17 protein-coding genes are annotated in these 19,887 nt (G+C 63.1%); 8 read left to right on the top strand and 9 right to left on the bottom strand.

Translation table 11 applies throughout. The annotated features are described in order from the left end of the window. Window positions 1–250: 250 nt before the first annotated feature. Window positions 251–991: an AAA family ATPase gene (locus U0004_RS14770; RefSeq protein ID WP_070256164.1), complete on the top strand. Its 741-nt coding sequence runs from the start codon at window positions 251–253 to the stop codon at window positions 989–991. 122 nt (window positions 992–1,113) lie between these two features. Here the strand turns inward: U0004_RS14770 and U0004_RS14765 are convergent, their stop codons facing one another. From U0004_RS14765 to kbl, 3 genes are read right to left on the bottom strand one after another with little or no spacing between them, the layout of a single operon-like run. Beyond that, the gene (locus tag U0004_RS14765) at window positions 1,114–2,514 is read right to left on the bottom strand and encodes an L-serine ammonia-lyase (protein ID WP_070256166.1); all 1,401 of its coding nucleotides are present in this window, start codon (window positions 2,512–2,514) and stop codon (window positions 1,114–1,116) included. A 46-nt stretch (window positions 2,515–2,560) separates the two neighbouring features. Further along, entirely contained in the window at window positions 2,561–3,526 is a 966-nt protein-coding gene (locus tag U0004_RS14760; RefSeq protein ID WP_070256169.1) for an NAD-dependent epimerase/dehydratase family protein, read from the bottom strand. A gap of 20 nt (window positions 3,527–3,546) precedes the next feature. Continuing rightward, window positions 3,547–4,770 (bottom strand): glycine C-acetyltransferase, encoded by a 1,224-nt coding sequence (gene kbl, locus U0004_RS14755; protein WP_034781436.1) that lies wholly within the window; start codon window positions 4,768–4,770, stop codon window positions 3,547–3,549. Between the two features lie 221 nt (window positions 4,771–4,991). Between kbl and U0004_RS14750 the strand changes: the two genes are divergently transcribed. The 6 genes from U0004_RS14750 to U0004_RS14725 all read left to right on the top strand — a co-directional run bounded on the left by U0004_RS14750 (window position 4,992) and on the right by U0004_RS14725 (window position 10,772). After that, window positions 4,992–5,567 carry a helix-turn-helix domain-containing protein gene (locus tag U0004_RS14750; protein WP_034781438.1) on the top strand — a complete coding sequence of 192 codons (576 nt, stop codon included), beginning with the start codon at window positions 4,992–4,994 and terminating at the stop codon, window positions 5,565–5,567. Between the two features lie 91 nt (window positions 5,568–5,658). After that, on the top strand, window positions 5,659–6,585 hold the full coding sequence (locus U0004_RS14745; protein ID WP_070256172.1) for an STM4015 family protein: 927 nt from the start codon (window positions 5,659–5,661) through the stop codon (window positions 6,583–6,585). Window positions 6,586–6,591: 6 nt separating this feature from the next. After that, entirely contained in the window at window positions 6,592–7,668 is a 1,077-nt protein-coding gene (locus U0004_RS14740; protein ID WP_115057480.1) for an STM4014 family protein, read from the top strand. After that, on the top strand, window positions 7,661–8,515 hold the full coding sequence (locus U0004_RS14735; protein ID WP_070256178.1) for an STM4013/SEN3800 family hydrolase: 855 nt from the start codon (window positions 7,661–7,663) through the stop codon (window positions 8,513–8,515). The genes U0004_RS14740 and U0004_RS14735 overlap by 8 nt, the downstream gene beginning before the upstream one ends. Further along, window positions 8,512–9,891, top strand: a complete 1,380-nt coding sequence (locus U0004_RS14730; protein ID WP_217495238.1) for an STM4012 family radical SAM protein — start codon at window positions 8,512–8,514, stop codon at window positions 9,889–9,891. Before U0004_RS14735 ends, U0004_RS14730 begins: the two co-directional genes overlap by 4 nt. Before the next feature lie 14 nt (window positions 9,892–9,905). Continuing rightward, on the top strand, window positions 9,906–10,772 hold the full coding sequence (locus U0004_RS14725; protein WP_070256181.1) for an STM4011 family radical SAM protein: 867 nt from the start codon (window positions 9,906–9,908) through the stop codon (window positions 10,770–10,772). A gap of 88 nt (window positions 10,773–10,860) precedes the next feature. Here the strand turns inward: U0004_RS14725 and U0004_RS14720 are convergent, their stop codons facing one another. Further along, entirely contained in the window at window positions 10,861–13,059 is a 2,199-nt protein-coding gene (locus U0004_RS14720) for a prolyl oligopeptidase family serine peptidase (RefSeq protein WP_115057479.1), read from the bottom strand. Between the two features lie 407 nt (window positions 13,060–13,466). Between U0004_RS14720 and U0004_RS14715 the strand changes: the two genes are divergently transcribed. Continuing rightward, complete coding sequence (locus U0004_RS14715; RefSeq protein ID WP_070256549.1) at window positions 13,467–15,254, top strand: GGDEF domain-containing protein; 1,788 nt, start codon at window positions 13,467–13,469, stop codon at window positions 15,252–15,254. 45 nt (window positions 15,255–15,299) lie between these two features. Here U0004_RS14715 and U0004_RS14710 read toward each other — a convergent pair whose 3' ends face one another. From U0004_RS14710 to U0004_RS14690, 5 genes are all read right to left on the bottom strand, one after another. Continuing rightward, a complete protein-coding gene (locus U0004_RS14710) occupies window positions 15,300–15,743 on the bottom strand; it encodes a DUF6386 family protein (protein ID WP_070256184.1) in 444 nt (147 codons plus the stop codon). Beyond that, window positions 15,740–16,216, bottom strand: a complete 477-nt coding sequence (locus U0004_RS14705) for a DUF4262 domain-containing protein (protein ID WP_070256186.1) — start codon at window positions 16,214–16,216, stop codon at window positions 15,740–15,742. The genes U0004_RS14710 and U0004_RS14705 overlap by 4 nt, the downstream gene beginning before the upstream one ends. Before the next feature lie 101 nt (window positions 16,217–16,317). Continuing rightward, entirely contained in the window at window positions 16,318–17,706 is a 1,389-nt protein-coding gene (locus tag U0004_RS14700) for a tetratricopeptide repeat protein (protein ID WP_070256189.1), read from the bottom strand. A gap of 175 nt (window positions 17,707–17,881) precedes the next feature. Continuing rightward, entirely contained in the window at window positions 17,882–18,511 is a 630-nt protein-coding gene (locus U0004_RS14695) for a 3'-5' exonuclease (RefSeq protein WP_170846245.1), read from the bottom strand. Window positions 18,512–18,630: 119 nt separating this feature from the next. Next, window positions 18,631–19,881, bottom strand: coding sequence for an Hsp70 family protein (locus U0004_RS14690; protein WP_034781446.1), 1,251 nt, complete (start codon window positions 19,879–19,881; stop codon window positions 18,631–18,633). Between the last annotated feature and the right edge of the window lie 6 nt (window positions 19,882–19,887).

The following is a 19,887-nucleotide window of genomic DNA, read 5'->3' as shown; positions in this document are numbered from 1 at the left end:
GAGCTGAGAGCGGTTAATCATGAATGGCAGCGGATATTATAGTGCCAGCCGCCGTCCAAGGCGAATCGCGTGGCGCCAGCCAGGTCAGGATGTGACAATTGGAGAGCCTGGATATTGTCAATGCAGCCATAATGGCATGAGATCAAGCCAGGCAAACATGGCCGGCGTGCGTACTGGCGTGCGCCGCCGATTTGCGCCACACTGTGCTTTCTGCCCTGTAAAGTGCCAATCATGGAGTCGAAAACCGGCCATGCCGATCAGTAAAAAACCGTATTTGCAAAGCGCCGCGCTGCGCCCCGACGCTGTCGTCGACATGGACCACTATCCGTTCACCATCCCCGCCATCCGCGACTTCGTGCACATGGATTTCCACCGCGACGTGACGTTTTTCGTGGGCGAGAATGGCAGCGGCAAGTCGACCATGCTCGAAGCGCTGGCCGTGGCGCTGGGCTTCGGCAAGGATGGCGGCACGCGCAACGTGCGCATCGCCCTGCCGTCGGACGAGGAATCGGGCTTGCACGCGCACTTGCGCCTGAGCAAGAGCTACAAGAAGCCCGAGGACAGCTATTTCCTGCGCGCCGAAAGCTTTTTCAACGTCGCCACCTACATGGACGACATGCCCGAATACCTGGCCAGCTATGGCGGCAAGTCGCTGCACGCGCAATCGCACGGCGAAGCATTCATGGCGACCCTGATCAACAAGCTGCGGGGCAAGGGCTTGTATCTGCTGGACGAGCCCGAGGCGGCCCTGTCGCCGAGCCGCCAGATGGCGGCGCTATCGGTGATCCACCAGCTGGTGCAGGACGACTCGCAACTGATCATCGCCACCCATTCGCCCATCCTGCTGGCCTACCCGAACGCGAAAATCCTGATGTTTACGGGCGGCGGCATCCACGAGGTGGCATATGAAGACACGGAACACTTCGCCGTGACGCGCGATTTCTTGAATAACTACCCCAGGAGGCTGGAGCAGTTGTTTGAGGAGGAGTGAAGTTGCTGGCTAGCGTGGCAATGTCGGCTTACGCGCTTTGCGCTAAGCCGACCTACGCCGACCGTGGCGTATCGTAGGTCGGATTAGCGCTCCGCGCGTAATCCGACACTACCAGCAACACATCAGCAAGCGGCGTGGTTGACGGTGATTACATGCACGGCCAGGCCGCCCAGCGATGTTTCCTTGTACTTGTCCTGCATGTCCGCGCCCGTCTGGCGCATGGTTTCGATGACTTCGTCGAGGCTGACGAAATGCGTGCCATCGCCCTTCAGCGCCAGCGAGGCGGCCGTGATGGCTTTCACGGCGCCCATGCCATTGCGCTCGATGCAGGGGATCTGCACCAGGCCGCCGATGGGGTCGCACGTCATGCCAAGATGGTGTTCGATGCCGATTTCGGCCGCGTTTTCGATCTGCTCGTTGGTGCCGCCCAATGCCGCCACCAGGCCGGCGGCCGCCATGGCGCACGCCACGCCCACTTCGCCCTGGCAGCCCACTTCGGCGCCCGAGATCGAGGCATTGCGCTTGCACAGCATGCCGATGGCGGCTGCCGTCAGCATGAAGCGGCGCACGCCGCCGACCGGATCGCTGGGGCGGCAATCCTGCGCATAGTAGCGCAGCACGGCCGGGATGATGCCGGCGGCGCCGTTGGTCGGGGCAGTGACTACGCGCCCGCCGGCCGCGTTTTCCTCGTTGACGGCCATCGCGTACAGGCTGACCAGGTGCACGGCGTCGTGCGGCAAGTCGTTGGCGCGGTTGTCGGACGCCTTCGCTTCCTGCGCCAGGCGCCACAATTTCGCGGCGCGGCGCTTTACGTTCAAGCCGCCCGGCAGGTTGCCCGTCGTTTCCAGGCCGTGCGCGATGCAGTCGCGCATGACGTGCCAGATGCGGTCCAGTCCCTCATTGAGTTCCGCGTCGCTGCGCTTGACGCATTCGTTCGCGCGCAGCATTTCAGGGATCGACAGGCCGCTTTCCACGCCGTGCGCCAGCAACTGCTCCATGGTATCGAAAGGGAAGACGACCCGTGCGCTGGCGGCCGACTCCACGGCCGCTTCGGCTTGCGCCTCGCCCGCTTCGCGGATAAAACCGCCGCCGATCGAGTAATACACCTTGTCGACCCGGCTGCCGTCCGCCAGTTTCAGGGTAAAACGCATGCCGTTCGGATGTTCGGGCAGGGATTCGCTCTTGTGCCAGATCAAGCCCGTGGCGGCCGTGAACGGCACCACGTGCGTACCCAGCAAGGCGATCTCGCCGGCCGCCTCGATGGCGGCCAGCTTGGTGTCGACGGCATCGGGCGCCACGTCCTGCGGCGTTTCGCCCATCAGGCCAAGAATGACGGCCTTGTCCGTGGCATGGCCCACGCCCGTCAGCGCCAGCGAGCCATACAGGGCCGCCTCGACGCCCACCACCTGGTCCAGCGGACCGTATTCGACCAGGAACCGCCGCGCCGCCACCATCGGCCCCACCGTGTGGGAACTCGACGGCCCGATGCCGATCTTGAACAGGTCAAATACGCTCATATCCATGTGGTGTCTCTTTATATTAGTATGTTTTTAAATGCGCAGGCGTGCTTCAGGCAGCCTTGGCGGCGTGACCCACGTCGACATTGGCCAGCATGTCCGTGACCATCTGCTCGACGCCGATCTGCGCCTTCCAGCCCCAGTCGGCGCTGGCCTTGCTGTCGTCCAGGCTTTGCGGCCAGCTGTCGGCGATGGCCTGGCGGCTGTCCGGCTTGTAGCTGATCTTGAAGTCCGGCACCATGCGCACGATGGCCTTGGCCAGCTGCTCGGGGTTGAACGACACGCCGGCCACATTGTAGGACGAACGGATCTTGATCTGCGACACAGGAGCGTCCATCAGTTCGATGGTGGCGCGGATGGCGTCGGGCATGTAAATCATCGGCAAGGTGGTGTTCGCATCGAGGAAGCAGTCATAGCGCTCGCCGCGCAAGGCCGCATGGAAGATGGCGATGGCGTAATCGGTGGTGCCGCCGCCCGGAGGCGATTTATAGCTGATGATGCCAGGATAGCGGATGCTGCGCACATCCACGCCGTACTTGTTGAAGTAGTACTCGCACAGGCGCTCGCCGGCCAGCTTGCTGATGCCGTACATCGAGGTCGGGTCCATCACCGTCATTTGCGGCGTGTTCACCTGCGGCGTGTTCGGACCGAAGGCGGCGATCGACGATGGCCAGAAGATGCGCAGCGGCTTGCCTGCCTCGCCGCGTTCGCGCGCCAGTTCCAGGATATTCAGCAAGCCATCCATGTTCAGGCTCCACGCCTTCAACGGCGCCGCTTCGCCCGTGGCCGACAGCATGGCCGCCAGCTGGTACACCTGGGTGATGCCTTCATCGGCGATGATCTTCGCCAGGCCTTCCTTGTCCAGCACATTCAACTGCGCGTAGCGCTTGGCCTGGTACAGGTTGTTCGTGCCGATGTCGCTGGCGATGACATTGTCCGCGCCGTGCTGCTGCGCCAGCGCGCCCACCAACTCACTACCGATTTGGCCGTTTGCGCCAATGACTAAAATACGTTCCATCTTCTTATCCTGATTTCTTGTTAATTGGTAGTGGTAGTGGTCAGCAGACCGAGTTCCTTGCCAGCCTGCTCGAAGGCGGCCAGCACTTGCACCAGCTGTTCGCGGGTGTGGGCAGCCGAGAGCTGCACGCGCACGCGGGCCTGGCCCATCGGCACAACCGGGTAGAAGAAGCCCGTCACCAGCACGCCCAGTTCATACAGGCGGGCGGCGAATTTCTGCGCCACGGGAGCGTCGAACAGCATCACGGGAACGACCGGATGGGTGCCCGGCTTGATGGTGAAGCCGATGCGTTCGATCTCGCTGCGGAAGAAGGCCGTGTTGTCATGCAGGCGGTCGCGCAGTTCCGTCGACTTGGCCAGGCGCTCCAGTACCGACAGCGAGGCGCCGGCGATCGATGGCGCCAGCGTGTTCGAGAACAGGTAGGGACGCGATTTCTGGCGCAGGGTGTCGATGACTTCCTTGCGCGCCGACGTGAAGCCGCCCATGGCGCCGCCCAGGGCCTTGCCCAGGGTGCCCGTGATGATGTCGATTCGGCCCATCACATTGTGGTGCTCGTGCGTGCCGCGGCCCGTCGCGCCCATGAAGCCGGAAGCGTGGCATTCGTCGATCATCACCAGCGCGCCGTATTGGTCGGCCAGGTCGCAGATCTTGTCGAGCTGCGCAATCGTGCCGTCCATCGAGAACACGCCGTCCGTGACGATGACCTTATGGCGCTTGCCGGCGGCAATCGCCGCTTTCAGCTGCACTTCCAGGTCGGCCATGTCGTTATGCAGGTAGCGGTAGCGGCCAGCCTTGCACAGGCGGATGCCGTCGATGATGGACGCGTGGTTCAGCGCATCCGAGATGATGGCGTCGTTTTCATCGAACAGGGGTTCGAACACGCCGCCGTTGGCGTCAAAAGCCGCCGCGTACAAAATCGTGTCCTCGGTCCCCAGGAACGCGGAAATCGCCTGTTCCAGTTCCTTGTGCACGGTTTGCGTGCCGCAGATGAAACGCACGGACGACAGGCCGTAGCCGTACTTTTGCGTGGCGGCAATAGACGCTTCCTGCGTCTGCAGGTCGCCGGACAGGCCCAGGTAGTTATTCGCACACATATTGATCAGGGTACGGCCATCGTCGCACACCACTTCGGCGCCCTGGCGCGAGGCGATCACGCGCTCGGGCTTGTACAAGCCCTGCTGGCGCAGTTGATCGAGATTCTGTTGCAGACCGCTGAAAAAGGTGTTCTTCGCTTGCTCGCTCATGATGATCCTTGTGTGTCCCTGTTGTATGTGTGGTATCCGGGTGACCTCAGCCGCCATAGGGAAAAGCCGCCGCTTGACCGGTGCGCGCAGTATGCTGTACCGTGAAGCGCTGTTTGAAGTCTACACGTTTCCGTGTTTTTCCTCAAAATCCACTATTTCGAACTGAAATTCAATATAGTGGATATTACCCAAGCCTTTTGAACTTTGCAAGCCACCTGCCGATGAAAACCAGCGTTTCGACCAATTCTCCCCCTGAAGTAGGTGCCACCCTGCAACGGCTGCGCCTGGCGCGCGGCCTGACACTCGAGGATTTGTCGCGCATCGCGGGCGTCTCGAAGTCCATGCTGTCGCAGATCGAGCGCGAAAAAGCCAATCCCACCATCGCCATCACGTGGCGCCTGGCCAACGCCCTGGGCGTGCAGATCGGCGAATTGCTGTCCAGCGCGGAAAAAACCGTGGAAACCATCCGCATCACGGACGCCCACGAAACCCCCACCCTGCCCGGCGACCACGCGGGCTACGTGCTGCGCATCCTCGGGCCGATGGAACTGGCCGGCAAATACGAATGGTATGAAGTGACGCTGGCGCCGGGCGGCGAACTGGCGTCGCAACCGCACGATCCGGGCACCACCGAGCATTTGACGGTGATCCACGGCAACCTGGAGCTGGAAGTGGGCGCGGCGAAGAAAAAGGTCAAGAATGGCGGCACGGCACGCTATCCGGCGGACCAGCCGCATACCATCCGCAACCTGGGCAAGACGGAAGGCAAGGCCTTATTGGTGGTAATCCATAGATAGTTGCTTTTCAGCGGTGTGCAATAAGCTCTTTCGCCCATGCTAAGATTTTGGATTAGACAAGATTTTCACTGTCTTTCATGGAGCCTTAGCAATGACGATTTCCGAAAGCACCACCCTCTTCCACCAAAAAAAGGTCGTCCAGTACGATCCTGATATTGCGCTGCAACCCGGGCAGGATATCGTCTACCGCCTCTCGCTCGAGTATGACGACAAGCGCAAGATGCCGGATCTGATCGCCGGCTTCCTCGAAAAAACCGACAAGCATGCGCTTGAGGCGCTGATCATCGGCATGTGGGGCGACCCGTACGAGGCAGGCGCCGACGAGGTGATCGCCGCGCTGGCCAGCCACGCGCCGCAGTTGCCGAACTTGCGCGCCCTGTTCATTGGCGACATGACGTACGAGGAATGCGAAATCTCGTGGATCGTGCAAGGCAACTACAAGCCGCTGCTGGACGCTTTCCCGCAGCTGGAAGAACTGCGCATCCGTGGCGGCAATGAATTGATCATCGAACCGTTCGCGCACCAGAACCTGCGCAAGTTCACCATCGAGTCCGGCGGCCTCGATCAGAAGATCGCGCAGGCGCTGGCACAGTCGAGCATGCCCAAGCTGGAATACCTGGAACTGTGGCTGGGCACGGAGGACTACGGCTTCTCGGGCGACGTGGCGCTGTATCAGCAGGTACTGGCGCAACTGGCCACGCCAACCCTGCGTTACCTGGGCTTGCGCGATGCGCAGATCGCCGACGAGCTGGCCGTCTGGCTGGCCAACGAGCCGCTGCTGGCCACGGTCGAGACCCTGGATCTGTCGCTGGGCACCCTGGGCGACGTCGGCGCCGAAGCACTGCTGCACGGCACGCAATTGGGCAATCTGAAGCGCATGGACCTGTCGCACCACTATATCTCGGAAGCGAACCAGGAAAAACTCAAGGCCCTGCCCTTCCCGGTCAGACTCGATGATCCGCAGGAAGACGACGAGGACGACGACGAAGTCTATCGCTACGTCGCCGTCGGCGAATAAATAGGGATGCTTTTGCTGGCCACCGGCGGCAGCAAGCGCGTGCGCCTGATGCAGGCGGCGCGCGCGCAACTGCGCCTGCCGCCCGCGCAAGTGCTGGAATGGCGCGACTGGCTGGCGCGGCCGGCGCTGCTGGAGGAAGCCCTGCGCCAGCCCTGCCTGTTCAAGATCGAGCCGCCCGGCGACGATCCGGCCGCCCACCTGCTGTTGCTGCATGACGGTTGCCGGCGGCTGGGCCGGCCGCCGGTCGATGCGCCCGCGCATGGCGAGCTGCTGGCGATGGATGCCTGGTTTGCGGGCTTTGCCTCTGCCATGGCCTCGCTGGCGGCGCAACTGGCCGAGCTGCCGCAGGCGCGCGTCTTCAATGCGCCGGCCGACATCACCCTCATGACGGACAAGCTGGCTTGCCAGCGCCATCTGGCCGCGCACGGCATCGCCATTCCCGCCCTGCTCGGCCCCGTGCACGGCTACGGCCATCTCCAGTCGCTGCTGCACGAACACCAGCTTGACCGCGTTTACCTGAAACCGCGCTACGGTTCGTCCGCGTCGGGCGTCGTTGCCTACCGCAGGAATAGAGCTGGCCGCCAGCAAGCCACCACCTCTGCAACCTTATCGCGGGCGGACGGCCAGATACGCTTGTTCAACGTCAAGCGCATGGCCCGCTACGAGACGCAGCACGACATCGCCGCTCTCGTCGACGCGCTGGCCGCGCAACAGCTGTATGCGGAGGCATGGCTGAACAAGCCGCGCTGCGGCGACAGCCACTACGACCTGAGAGTCGTGACCCTGGCGGGCCAGCCCGCGCACCGGGTGGCGCGCATCGGCGACCGGATGATGACGAATCTGCACCTCGACAACCGGCGCGGCGACGCGGCCGGCCTGTTGAACGCGGCCGACCTGGCGGCGCTGGAAGCGGCCAGCGCCCTGGCCGCGCGCGCCTTCCCCGAGAGCCACGTGACGGGCTACGACCTCGTGGTGCGCCAGGGCCAGGCTCATGTGCTCGAAGCGAATGCCTTCGGCGACCTGCTGCCAGGCCTGCTGTGGCAAGGCGCGGACACTTACAAAGCGCAACTGACACATGTTTAAAGACACACCAGCCATCCCCGACATGCGCGCCGTCGTGGGCAGCCACGACATCGTCTTCATCACGCTCGACACCCTGCGCTTTGACGTGGCGCAAGCGCTGCATGAAGCGGGCGAACTGCCCGTGCTGGGACGTTTTTTACCACCTGGCGGCTGGGAACGGCGCCACTCGCCCGCCACGTTCACGTATGCGGCGCACCAGGCCTTTTTTGCCGGCTTTTTGCCCACGCCAGCGGCACCGGGCCGCCATCCGCGCCTGTTCGCCAGCGCTTTTGCCGGCAGCGAAACCACCTCGCCGCACACGTTTGCGTTCGAGGAAGCGGACCTTCCCGCCGCCCTGGCCGCGCGCGGCTACCGCACGATCTGCATCGGCGGCGTGGGCTTTTTCAATAAACAAACGGCGCTGGGCACGGTGCTGCCGTCGCTGTTCCAGGAAAGCCACTGGAGCGCCGGCATGGGCGTGGCCAGCCGCCATTCGACGCAAAAGCAGGTGGCCCTGGCCATAGCCCGCCTGGCCGCCAGCGACGAGCGCACTTTTTTGTTCATCAATGTGGCCGCCCTGCACACGCCGAACCGCGCCTACCTGCCCGGCTGCCGTGCCGACTGCCTGGAAAGCCATGCGGCGGCCCTGCGCTATGTGGATGGCGCGCTGGCGCCCCTGTTTACCGCGTGCGCCGCGCGCGCGCCCACGTTTGCCATCGTCTGTTCGGACCATGGCAGCGCGTATGGCGAAGACGGCTACCGGGGCCACAGGGTCGCCCACGACAGCGTGTGGCAGGTACCGTACGCGCACTTTTTTATCGTCCCCGAGACCGATACCGATACACCTCCCAAGGAATCCCCACCGTGAACCCAGCCGAACAACCTGGCACCCTGGCGCAGCGCATGCGCCACACGCCCTACCAGGCGTATTCATATTCGTATCCGCACAAGGCAGCCTATCGCACCTTGCCACAGGCGGCGCCGCTTGCGCCCCTGTGGGCGCGGCAAGACCGCTCCGCCCTCTTCGCCTACATCCACATCCCGTTTTGCGAGATGCGCTGCGGCTTTTGCAACCTGTTCGCCATGGCACGCCCCGGTGCAGACATGGTCGAGCGCTACGTGCAGCAAGTGCTGGTGCAGATGCGCGCCCTGGCCGGCGCGCTGGGCGAACGGCGCTTTGCCCGCTTCGCGCTGGGCGGCGGGACCCCTACCTATCTGTCGCCGGCGCAGCTGGACACCTTGCTGTGCGGCGCGCGCGACATCCTCGGCATCGACCTGCAAGCCACGCCGGCCGGCATCGAGGCGTCGCCGGAAACCATCACGGCCGAGCGCCTGGCCGTGTGCCGCGCGCACGGCATCGACCGGGTCAGCCTGGGCATCCAGAGCTTTGCCGCCGGCGAGATGCGCGCGCTGGCGCGCCCCCAGCAAAACGCCACCGTGCACCACGCCATCGGCCTGATACGCGCGGCCGGCTTTCCCACGCTGAACCTGGATCTGATCTACGGCATCGCCGGGCAAACCGTCGCCAGCCTGCTCGCTTCCATCGACAGCGCGCTGGCCTTCCAGCCGGAAGAAATCTACCTGTACCCGCTGTACGTGCGCGAACAGACGGGCCTTGGCAAGATCGCGCGGCGCAAAGGCGCCGATACGCTGAACCCCATCATGCTGGCCCGCGACGGCGACAGCCGCCTGGCCCTGTACGCGGCCGCGCGCGACCATTTGCGCGCCCAGGGCTATGAGCAGGTATCGATGCGCATGTTCCGCGCCCCGCATGCACCGGAACAGAACGGCCCCTCGTACTGCTGCCAGAACGATGGCATGGTGGGGCTGGGCGCGGGCGCCCGCTCCTACACGGCCAACCTCCATTATTCGAGCGAATACGCGGTGGCGCGCACGCAGACCATCGGCATCATAGAACAATACCTGGCGCTGGACGAGGCGCGCTTCGCGCAGGCCGAACACGGTTACCAGCTCGATGACGAAGAACAGCGCCGCCGCTACGTGATCCAGTCGCTGCTGACGGAACCAGGCCTGGACCGCGACGCCTACACGGCGCGCTTCGGCAGCCGCTGCGAAGCAGACCTGCCGCAGCTGGCAGAACTGCACGCGCTGGAACTGGTGGAAGAGAGCGGCCCCCTGCTGCGCCTGAACGACCGGGGCTACAGCTACGCCGACACCATCGGCCCGTGGCTGGCATCCGATACGGTGCGCGCGCTGATGGCGCAAGAGGGCCAGGCGTGCTGACAGCGCAACCTAGCATGTTGTCCCTGCTTTACCGGGGCACTCTGGCGAGCTGCAACTACGCCTGCGGCTACTGCCCGTTTGCCAAGAAGCGCGACAGCCGCGCCACCTTGGCACGCGATGCGCGCGAAGTGGCGCGTTTTACCAGCTGGGTGGCGGCACAAAAGCGGGACATCGGCATCCTGTTTACGCCGTGGGGCGAAGCCCTGGTGCGGCGCCACTACCGCACGGCCATGCAGACGCTGGCCAGCCTGCCGCACGTGCGCCAGGTGGCGCTGCAGACGAATCTGTCCGGCCCCCTGAACTGGCTGCAAGGGATGGTCGGGCTGGAAAAAATCGGCCTGTGGTGCACCTACCACCCGGACCAGACGACACTGGCCCGTTTTCTCGAACGCTGCGCGCGCCTGGACACGATGGGCGTGCGCTATTCCGTCGGTGTCGTGGCGATGAACGAGCACCTGGACGCCATCCGCGCCCTGCGCGCGGCTCTGCCCAAGCACGTCTACCTGTGGCTGAACGCGTATGACCGGCGTGCTCCCCACTACTACAGCGAGGAAGACCTGGCCTGGTTTGACGCCGTCGACCCGTGGTTCGCGCACAACCGCCGTCCCTCTTCCTCGCGCGGCAAGCCGTGCCTGGCGGGCGAAACGTCGCTGTCCGTCGATGGCGACGGCGAACTGGCGCGCTGCCACTTCGTGCCGGAGCGGCTGGGGAATTTATATGAGGATGACCTGGCGGACATGCTGCAAGAAAAATCCTGCCCGCGCTTCAAGTGCGATTGCTATATCGGCTATGCGCAGCGCAAGGATTTGCCGTTCCAGGCCGTGTTTGGGGAGGGGGTACTGGCGAGGATTACGGAGGCAGGTCGGAGTAGGTCGGATTAGCGGCGGCAGGCCGCGTAATCCGACACATTGTTGGCGCTGGTGGTGTCGGATTACGCCCTGCGGGCTAATCCGACCTACCGCTACCGGCTTACTGCGCCGCCACTTTCGCCGGTTCCGGCGCCGCGACTGGCGTCATCTTCAGCGAACGGCTGAGGAAGCCCCAGCGGTCCGCCACTTCTTCGATCTGCTTGGTCGTTGGCTTGCCGGCGCCATGGCCCGCCTTGCTGTCGATGCGGATCAGCACAGGCGCCGCGCCGCCTTGCGCTGCCTGGGCAGCGGCAGCGAACTTGAAGCTGTGGGCAGGCACGACGCGGTCGTCATGGTCGGCCGTCGTGATCATGGTGGCTGGATAGCAGCCGCCCGCCTTCAGGTTGTGCAGCGGCGAGTATTTCACCAGCGCCTTGAACTGCTCGGCATCGTCCGACGAACCGTAGTCAGGCACCCAGCCCCAGCCCACGGTGAACTTGTGGAAGCGCAACATGTCGAGCACGCCCACTTGCGGAATCGCCGCGGCGAACAGGTCGGGACGCTGCGTCATGGCTGCGCCCACCAGCAGGCCGCCATTGCTGCCGCCGCCGATCGCCAGCTTGGATGGCGAGGTGACCTTGTTGTCCACCAGCCATTGCGCCGCGCCGATAAAATCGTCGAACACGTTTTGCTTGTTCAGCTTGGTGCCAGCCTGGTGCCAGGCTTCGCCGTATTCGCCGCCGCCGCGCAGGTTGGCCATCACGTAGACGCCGCCCATTTCTACCCAGGCAAGATTCGCAACGGAGAAGCTCGGCGTCAGCGAAATATTGAAGCCGCCATAGCCGTACAGATAGGTCGGGTTCGTGCCGTCCAGCTTCATGCCTTTTTTCGAGACGATGAACATCGGCACCTTGGTGCCGTCGCGGCTGGTGAAGAATTGCTGGCGCGTTTCAAAGGCGTTCGGGTCGAAATCGACCTTCGGCTGGCGGTACACGCTGCTCTTGCCCGATTTCATGTCGTAGCGGTAGATGGTCGCTGGCGTCGTGAAGCTGGCAAACGAGTAGAACGTTTCCGTATCGCCACGCTTGCCCGCAAAGCCGCCCGCCGAACCGATGCCCGGCAGGGCCACTTCGCGCACCAGCTTGCCATTCAGGTCGACGATCTTGATCTGCGTTTGCGCATCTTTCAAGTAATCGAGCACCAGCTGGTTATTGATCAGGTTGACGGCAACGAGGGTTTCCGCGCTTTGCGGCACGATTTCCTTCCAGTCGGAGGGCAGCGGTTTACGCGTATCGATGGCGATTACGCGCGATTTTGGCGCCTTGTTGTCCGTCTTGAAGAAGAATACGGGGCCGTCATTGTCGATGAAGGAGTAGGAAGCGTCGAACGCTTCCAGCAAGCCGACGACCTTGGCGTTCTTCTGGCGCAAGTCCTTGTAGAAGATGCGGTTCTTGCGTTCCGTGCCTTGCGTGGCCGTGATGATCAGGTAATTGCCATCGTCGCTGACGGTGCTGCCGCCAAACGCCCATTCTTTCTGGTCGGGACGGTCGAAGACCAACACGTCGTCGCTTTGCGGCGTGCCGATCTTGTGGAAATACAATTTCTGGAAGTAATTGATATCGGCCAGCTTGGTGGCTTCGTTCGGCGCGTCATAGCGGCTGTAGAAGAAACCGGTGTTGTCCTTGGTCCACGAAGCGCCGGAGAACTTGGCCCACTTGATGTGGTCCGTCAAATCCTTGCCCGATTCGATGTCACGCACTTTCCACTCGTTCCAGTCGGAACCGGAAGCGGACGTGGCATACGCCAAATACTTGCCGTTCGGGCTGATCGAGGTGCCGGCCAGCGCCACCGTGCCATCCGTGGACAGGGTATTCGGATCGAGCAGCAGACGGGGCTCGTCCGTCAGTTTTTTTACCGTGTACAGCACGGCCTGGTTCTGCAAGCCGTCATTGCGGCTGTAGAAGTAACGGCCGCCCTGCTTCGTTGGCGTAGAGAAACGCTCATAGTTCCACAGCTTGGTCAGGCGCTGCTTGATCGCGGCGCGCTCCGGGATGGTACCCAGGTACGACTGCGTCAGCTTGTTTTGCGCCGTCACCCACTCGCCCGTTTCCGCGCTGTTGGCGTCTTCCAGCCAGCGGTACGGATCGGCGATGGTGGTGCCGAAATAGCTGTCTTGCTGGTCGACTTTTTTGCTGACAGGATACGTCACGGCAGCGCCGTCGCCGGCCGGGCACGATGGCATCGCGGCGCTTTGCGCCAGGGCATTGCCACCGAAGGCGGCCATCAAGCTGAATATGAGGGTTGCACTACGTAATTGCATGGGTTGTCGTCTCATTGTTGGATGTCGGGGAAAGCATACCGCTCAAGCACGGCTGCCTATGTTGACTTTCGCCAAGAGAAATCATAGCGCGGATTGCCACTTTTAAAGCACAGTTATCGGATGGATTTGCCATCTTTTGTTTGGGTAAATTACATGGATGACCATGATAAATATCGCTTTCGCCGGAATCGGCAAACTGACGTTCATGCAAGAAACATTATCAAAAACAAAGTCGTTTCATCAAGTTGTCATAAATCTTCTTTACTATCGGCAACATGTTCATGGCCCGTCCAGAGGCCGTGCCGCCACATCCGCCTATGCACACTCTCGCCCTCCCTGCCGCCACCGCCGCGCCGCCCGGCCCGACGCCATCGAATGTGGCTTACCTGAAGCCGCCATCGGCCACCATGAGCATCGAAGGGACGGATGCCTTGCACGAGATCCTGGCAGGCCGCAAGCTCAACGCGCTGTTCCAGCCCATCATCCACATGCACAGCGGCGACATCATCGGCTACGAAGGCTTGATACGGGGACCGTCCGACAGCCCCCTGCACGCGCCGATGAATCTGTTCAAGGTGGCGCGCGCGCATGACCTGACCCTGGAAGTGGAGCACCTGTGCCGGCAAGTGGTGCTCGAGCGCTTTGCCGAACTGCAGCTGCCGGGCAAGCTGTTTCTCAATGTCAGCCCCGAATGCCTGCTGCTGCGCAATGCCCGCCATGGCGAAACCCTGGAATACATCGAGCACATCGGCATCAATCCGGACCGTGTCATCATCGAACTGACGGAAAACCAGCCCACCTACGATTACGAACTGATGCGCGAAGCGGTACTACATTACCGCAATATGGGTTTCCAGATTGCTATCGACGACCTGGGCGAAGGCTTTTCCAGTCTGCGCCTGTGGTCCGAACTGCGCCCGGAATACGTGAAAATCGACATGCATTTCATCCAGGGCATCAATAATGACCCCGTGAAACTGCAATTCGTGCGCTCGATCCAGGAAATCGCGGAGAAATCGGGCACGCTGGTGATCGCCGAAGGCATCGAGGCGCAGACGGAATTGCTGGTCTTGCGCGACCTGGGCGTGGCGTTCGGACAAGGCTATCACCTTGGCCGGCCCAATGCGGTGCCGGCACGGGCCCTGCCGGCGGAAGTGGTGCAGGCGCTGGGGCGCAATGGCGTGGCCGTGTATCCGCAGCGCAGCAGCCTGGAAAAGAATGGCGCCAGCATCCGCAAGCTGCTGCACCGGGTGGTGGCCGTTTCGCCTGAGAAAAACAATAACGAGGTGTACGACATCTTCCTGAAGGACCCGAAGCTGATGATCATTCCCGTCGTCGACGACGGCGTGCCGCTGGGCTTGATCAGCCGCTTCGAAATGATCGACCACTTCGCCCGCCCCTACCAGCGTGAACTGTATGGCAAGAAATCATGCAGCCTGTTCATGGATGCCACGCCCCTGATCGCCGACCACGAGACGAGCTTGCAGGAACTCAGCTACACCATGGTGCAATCGGATGCCCACCACCTGTTCAACGGTTTCATCATTACCGAACACGGCCGCTACCTGGGCATGGGCACGGGACACGACCTGATGCGCGAAATCACGCAGATGCAGATCAACGCGGCCCGCTATGCCAACCCGCTGACGCAACTGCCCGGCAACGTGCCCATCAACGAGCATATCGACCGCCTGCTGCACAGCGGCAGCCGCTTCTGGGTCTGCTATTGCGACCTCGACCACTTCAAGCCCTTCAACGATGTGTACGGCTACCGCAAGGGCGACGACGTGATCCAGCTGACGGGAGAAATCCTCAGCAGCCATTGCGACCCGAACCGCGACTTCATCGGCCACATCGGCGGCGACGATTTCATGATTTTGTTCCAGAGCGAAGACTGGGAAGCGCGCTGCCAGGCCATGCTGGACGACTTCGCGGCCGCCATCCTCGCCTACTACAGCACCAGCGATTGCGAACGGGGCGGCTACATCAGCGAAGACCGGCAAGGCAAGAAAGTGTTTTACTCATTGATCAGCCTATCGCTGGGCGTCATCAAGGTGGAGGCGCACCAGTACTACACGCACCATCAGATCGCCACGCAAGCGGCCGAAGCAAAGAAGCAGGCAAAGAAAATCCACGGCAACAGCCTGTTCCTGGACCGGCGGCAAGGTGCGGGCGTGGCGCGCATGGATGCGTAGCCAGGACCAAGAATCAGAAGCTGAACGGGAATCGGAGACGCACGATCAAATCCGCACGAGGTCGCCAAACGCATTGCTGCCGCAGGCATCGGGCACGAATGCCAGGCTGATGTGCGCGCCATCGCGGCGCGCCTGCACGCGGTAGCTGCCCACAGGCACGTCCACGAAGAGGCCGCCGTATGCCGTGTCCGGTTCAAGGCCGCCCCCCGTGACATCCTCCCCGGCACCGATGAAGACGCGGCCCGAGACGACAGCCAGATGCACTTCCACATGCGGTTCGGCAAGTTCGGCGTGCAAGGCAAGTTCATACGCGCCGTCGCCGCCCACGTTGAAAAATGCCACCTGCCCCGCATTCACGGCCGCCAGTTCCGCACTGGGAAGGCTCCACCAGTCGCAGTCCTCTTCCAGCTTGTGGCGCAAGAGCGCCGGGTCGAACACGCACACGGTCGCCGTGCCGGTCACAATGCTGACGGAGGGGCCTGCCGTCATGCGGCCAGCGGCGCCGGCCCCAGCAAGGGCTGGCTCTCCACATACTGCGCACTGGCTTGCGCCTGCCACGGAAAATGGCCATCGCGCGACGGCCAGACGATCTGGTACAGCGTAAAATCATCACCCTGGTAATACCAGCGCGCATAGCCGACATAGTTGCGGTATTGCTCGATGGGCACGCGCACGAAGGCGCACTGATGGCCTTCCAGCAAGACATCCGTGGTAGCCGTGAAATCCGTGATGGCACCGCTGCGCGCGGCGTCCAGCGCCACATCGAGTATCTGGTGGGCCATGGCGCGCGGCAAGCCCATGATGAGGAACTCGGGCTGGCCGAAACTGTGGCAAGCACCTATCGTGAAGGCATAGCCGGGACCTTCTTCATCCGCACCGATATGCACGCCATGCCAGCCGTGCGTGGCGATGTCGTCGATGACTTTTTGCTCGGATGCATCCTCGCCTGCCTGCCTTACCATGGTTCACCTTTCACTGTGCCAAAAACCTTGCCGCCTTCGCGACATGCTTACCGGCAATTATCGCATGCAGCACGCGTCCGCGCGCGCACGGTGCCTGTGCTTCAGTCGCGCGGAGGCCGCGCAGGGAAGCGCACCTGGTGCCATTGCCGCATGCGCTGCTGCGCCTCTTGCAGCTGGGCCGGCTCCAGCCTGGCGCCAGCCGCCTCCCTGGCCCTGGCAGCCCCGCTGTCGCCGCCCTCGGCCGCCAGTGCCAGCCACATGTAGCCACAGACGGGATCCTTCTCCACGCCGCGCCCGCTGTTATACATGCCACCCAGGTTGTATTGCGCCAGAGCATGGCCCTGGCCGGCCGCGCGCGCATACCATTGCACGGCCAGGCCGTCGTCTTGCGGCACGCCATGGCCGTTCGCATACATGACGCCCAGGTTGTTCTGCGCGCTCGCATCGCCCTGCTCGGCGGCCGTGCGATACCAGCGCACGGCGCACACCTCGTCGCGCTCCACACCCTGGCCATTGGCATACATCACGCCCAGGTTGAACTGCGCATTCGACGCGCCCTGGTCCGCCGCCCTGGCGTACCAGTCCAGTGCCTGGCGCAAGTCGCGGCCCACGCCGCGTCCGCCCGCAAACATGCCACCCAGATTGTATTGCGCCATGCAATGGCCTTGCATGGCGGCACGCCGGTACCAGACGACGGCACGCGCCTCGTCCTTGTCCACGCCCTGGCCGCGCGCCAGCATCAGGCCCAGGTTGAACTGGGCATCGGCGTCGTCCTGCTCGGCCGCCCGCTGCAGCCAGGCATACGCGCGCAGCTGGTCGGGCGCCACCCCCAGGCCTTCCGCATACGCCACGCCGAGTTGCCGCTGCGCCACCGCCAGGCCCTGGGCAGCGGCCTGGCGGAACCAGGCCAGCGCCTGCGCATCGCTCTGCACCACGCCCTGGCCCCGCTTGTAGACGAGCCCCAGGTTCAGCTGCGCCTGCGCATCGCCCTGCAAGGCGGCCTTGCGGAACCAGGCCAGGGCCAGCGCATCGTTCTTTTTCGCCCCCAGCCCCTGCGCATAGGCTTCGCCCAGCAGCGATTGCGCGCTGGCCACACCCTGTTCGGAGGCGCGGTAAAACCACGCCAGGGCCAGCTCGTCGCTCTGCAGCACGCCCCGTCCCTTGCGGTACATCTGCCCCAGGTTTTGCTGGGCCGAGGCATCGCCCTGGGCGGCCGCGCGGCGAAACCACAGCACGGCGTCCTCGTCACTCTGCGCCACGCCGCGGCCGTGGTAATACAGGGCGCCCAGGTGGTTCTGCGCGAAGGCCAGCCCTTGCAACGCGGCCAGGCGTAACCAGACAAAGGCGCGCGCATCGTCCTGCGCCACGCCTTCGCCCTTCTTGTACATCAATCCCAGGTTGAACTGGGCGTAGGCATTGCCCTGCTCGGCCGCCGTGCGGAACCAGATATACGCCTGATGGCTATCTCTGGCAGTATGGTGCTTGTCCATGTGCGCCCCCATCCACATTGCGCTTGCCGGCAGCACGCGCAAAACGGCGGCCCAGGGCGGCGAAATCGTGTGTTGCTTAAATTTTAAATTCGATGCGGGGGAAGGACTTGAGCAGGCTCAAACGAAATAACAAAATTATATCGTTTTGATGAGCCTGCTTAGAGGGGAATGGCGCTCAGCGGCGCGACGGGTGCTTTTGCAGGAATTGCGGTACTTTCGCGGCGGCCAGCTTGTTCAGCGACACCAGCAAATCCGCGTCGACATCGGCGATGCCATAGCTGCTGCGCAAATGGCGGCCGATATGGATCAGCACTTGCGCCGCCACTTCCGCATCGGACTCGGCCCTGTGGGCGGCGCTCTTGAAGGCGATGCCCAGCTGGCTGGACAGCAAGCCCAGCTTGTAACTGGCCATGCCGGGAAACACGCGGCGCGACAGTTTCAGGGAACACACGAGCGACTGGTGCGCCGGTGTCAGGTTCAGCCTGGCGCTTTCCGCGCGCAGGAATTTCTCATCGAAGCTGGCATTGTGCGCCGACAAGGCATCGCTGCCAATAAAATCCAGCAGCTGCGGCACCACCTCGGCCACGGGCGGCGCCTTGTCCACCATCGCCTGCGTGATGCCCGTCAAGCCCGTGATGAACGAGGGAATGCGCGCATTGCAGTTGATCAGGGTTACATAGCGGTCCGTGATCCGCCCGCCCTCGATGCGCAGCGCCGCCACTTCCGTGATGCGGTCGCCCATGTCGGGCGATAAACCGGTCGTCTCGAAGTCGATCATGACGATCGGTTTGTCAAACACATTCATGGGGCGCTCTTTCGTGGGTGCAACAGTGGGGGTATCGATAAAATGCGCAGGGCAAGGCGCCGCGTCGCAGACAGTACACTAGTACGGCAAGACGCGGCAACGCCGCCATGCACATTTTATCAGCCGAACTTGCGCACGGCGTCCAGCGCCAATCCCGCGCCAATACTGCCGAACAGATCGCCCTCGACCTTGCGCGCGGCCGGCACCAGGGCGGCGATCTTTTCACGCAGCAAGCGCACGCCGCTGGAGCCGCCCGTGAAGAACACGGTATCGACGGCTTCCGGCGCCACGCCCGCGTCGCGCAGCAGGCGCAGCACGGTTTCTTCCACGGAACCGCACAGGTGGCCGATGGCTTCGTCGAACTGCGTGCGTTTGAGCAACAGGCTTTGCGCGGGCGACAAGCGGTCCAGTTCCAGCTGCACTTCGGCCGCGTCGGACAGGGCAATCTTGCCCTCTTCTACTTTCATGGCCAGCCAGTGGCCGGCGCGCTCGTCGATCAGCTTTTGCAGACGCCCCATCTTGTCTTGCTCACGTGCATCGCGGCACACGTCGGCCAGCTGCACCCAGATCTTTTTCGTGTACGCCAGGTTGATCGTGTGCCAGGTCGCCAGGTTGAAATAATAACTGGACGGCACTTCGCTATTGTTATGCAGGCGGCTGCCGTAGCCCAGCAAGGGCATGACGGAAGACAGGCTCAGGTACTTATCGAAATCCGTGCCACCGATGTGCACGCCGCCGGTGGCGAGGATGTCGTCGCGCCGCTCGGTCTTTTTCGCCCGTTCCGGCGACAGCCGCACCAGCGAAAAGTCGGAGGTACCGCCGCCGATGTCGGCGATCAGCACCAGCTCTTCCTTGTCGATTTGCGACTCGTAGTCGAACGCGGCGGCAATCGGCTCGAACTGGAAGGCGACGTCCTTGAAACCGACGGAGCGGGCCACTTCGGCCAGGGTATCCTGCGCCAGCTGGTCGGCTTGCGCATTGTCGTCGATAAAGAAGACGGGACGGCCGAACACGGCGGACGAGAATTCGCGGCCGGCGGACTGCTCGGCGCGGCGTTTCACTTCGCCAATGAATTGCGCCAGTAACATGCGAAATGGCAAGGCGCGGCCACCCACTTCCGTCTGGCCATCGATGAGGCTGGTACCAAGCAAGCTTTTCAGCGAGCGCATCAAGCGCCCCTCGTAACCGGCCAGATAGCCGGCCAGCGCCGCGCGGCCAAAACTGACCTCCTCGTCTTCCGCATTGAAGAAGACGACGGACGGTAAGGTCGTCTTGCCATCTTCCAGGCCGAGCATGGTGCTCTGCCCGGGACGTGCCCAGCCTACCGTGGAATTTGACGTGCCGAAATCGACGCCGCAAGCATTGGCCATGTCGAC

This window comes from Janthinobacterium lividum (assembly GCF_034424625.1).
In the GTDB taxonomy this organism is placed as follows: domain Bacteria; phylum Pseudomonadota; class Gammaproteobacteria; order Burkholderiales; family Burkholderiaceae_D; genus Janthinobacterium; species Janthinobacterium lividum.
Note: the sequence above shows the minus strand (reverse complement) of the source record. Positions and strands in the feature narration are given on the sequence as shown.

Bases quoted from the DNA above. Each gene is read 5' to 3' on its own strand.
- U0004_RS14770 (WP_070256164.1), top strand. From the start codon at position 251: ATGCCGATCAGTAAAAAACCGTATTTGCAAAGCGCCGCGCTGCGCCCC.
- U0004_RS14765 (WP_070256166.1), bottom strand. From the start codon at position 2,514: ATGGATATGAGCGTATTTGACCTGTTCAAGATCGGCATCGGGCCGTCG.
- U0004_RS14760 (WP_070256169.1), bottom strand. From the start codon at position 3,526: ATGGAACGTATTTTAGTCATTGGCGCAAACGGCCAAATCGGTAGTGAG.
- kbl (WP_034781436.1), bottom strand. From the start codon at position 4,770: ATGAGCGAGCAAGCGAAGAACACCTTTTTCAGCGGTCTGCAACAGAAT.
- U0004_RS14750 (WP_034781438.1), top strand. From the start codon at position 4,992: ATGAAAACCAGCGTTTCGACCAATTCTCCCCCTGAAGTAGGTGCCACC.
- U0004_RS14745 (WP_070256172.1), top strand. From the start codon at position 5,659: ATGACGATTTCCGAAAGCACCACCCTCTTCCACCAAAAAAAGGTCGTC.
- U0004_RS14740 (WP_115057480.1), top strand. From the start codon at position 6,592: ATGCTTTTGCTGGCCACCGGCGGCAGCAAGCGCGTGCGCCTGATGCAG.
- U0004_RS14735 (WP_070256178.1), top strand. From the start codon at position 7,661: ATGTTTAAAGACACACCAGCCATCCCCGACATGCGCGCCGTCGTGGGC.
- U0004_RS14725 (WP_070256181.1), top strand. From the start codon at position 9,906: ATGTTGTCCCTGCTTTACCGGGGCACTCTGGCGAGCTGCAACTACGCC.
- U0004_RS14720 (WP_115057479.1), bottom strand. From the start codon at position 13,059: ATGCAATTACGTAGTGCAACCCTCATATTCAGCTTGATGGCCGCCTTC.
- U0004_RS14715 (WP_070256549.1), top strand. From the start codon at position 13,467: ATGAGCATCGAAGGGACGGATGCCTTGCACGAGATCCTGGCAGGCCGC.
- U0004_RS14710 (WP_070256184.1), bottom strand. From the start codon at position 15,743: ATGACGGCAGGCCCCTCCGTCAGCATTGTGACCGGCACGGCGACCGTG.
- U0004_RS14705 (WP_070256186.1), bottom strand. From the start codon at position 16,216: ATGGTAAGGCAGGCAGGCGAGGATGCATCCGAGCAAAAAGTCATCGAC.
- U0004_RS14700 (WP_070256189.1), bottom strand. From the start codon at position 17,706: ATGGACAAGCACCATACTGCCAGAGATAGCCATCAGGCGTATATCTGG.
- U0004_RS14695 (WP_170846245.1), bottom strand. From the start codon at position 18,511: ATGAATGTGTTTGACAAACCGATCGTCATGATCGACTTCGAGACGACC.
- U0004_RS14690 (WP_034781446.1), bottom strand. From the start codon at position 19,881: ATGGCCAATGCTTGCGGCGTCGATTTCGGCACGTCAAATTCCACGGTA.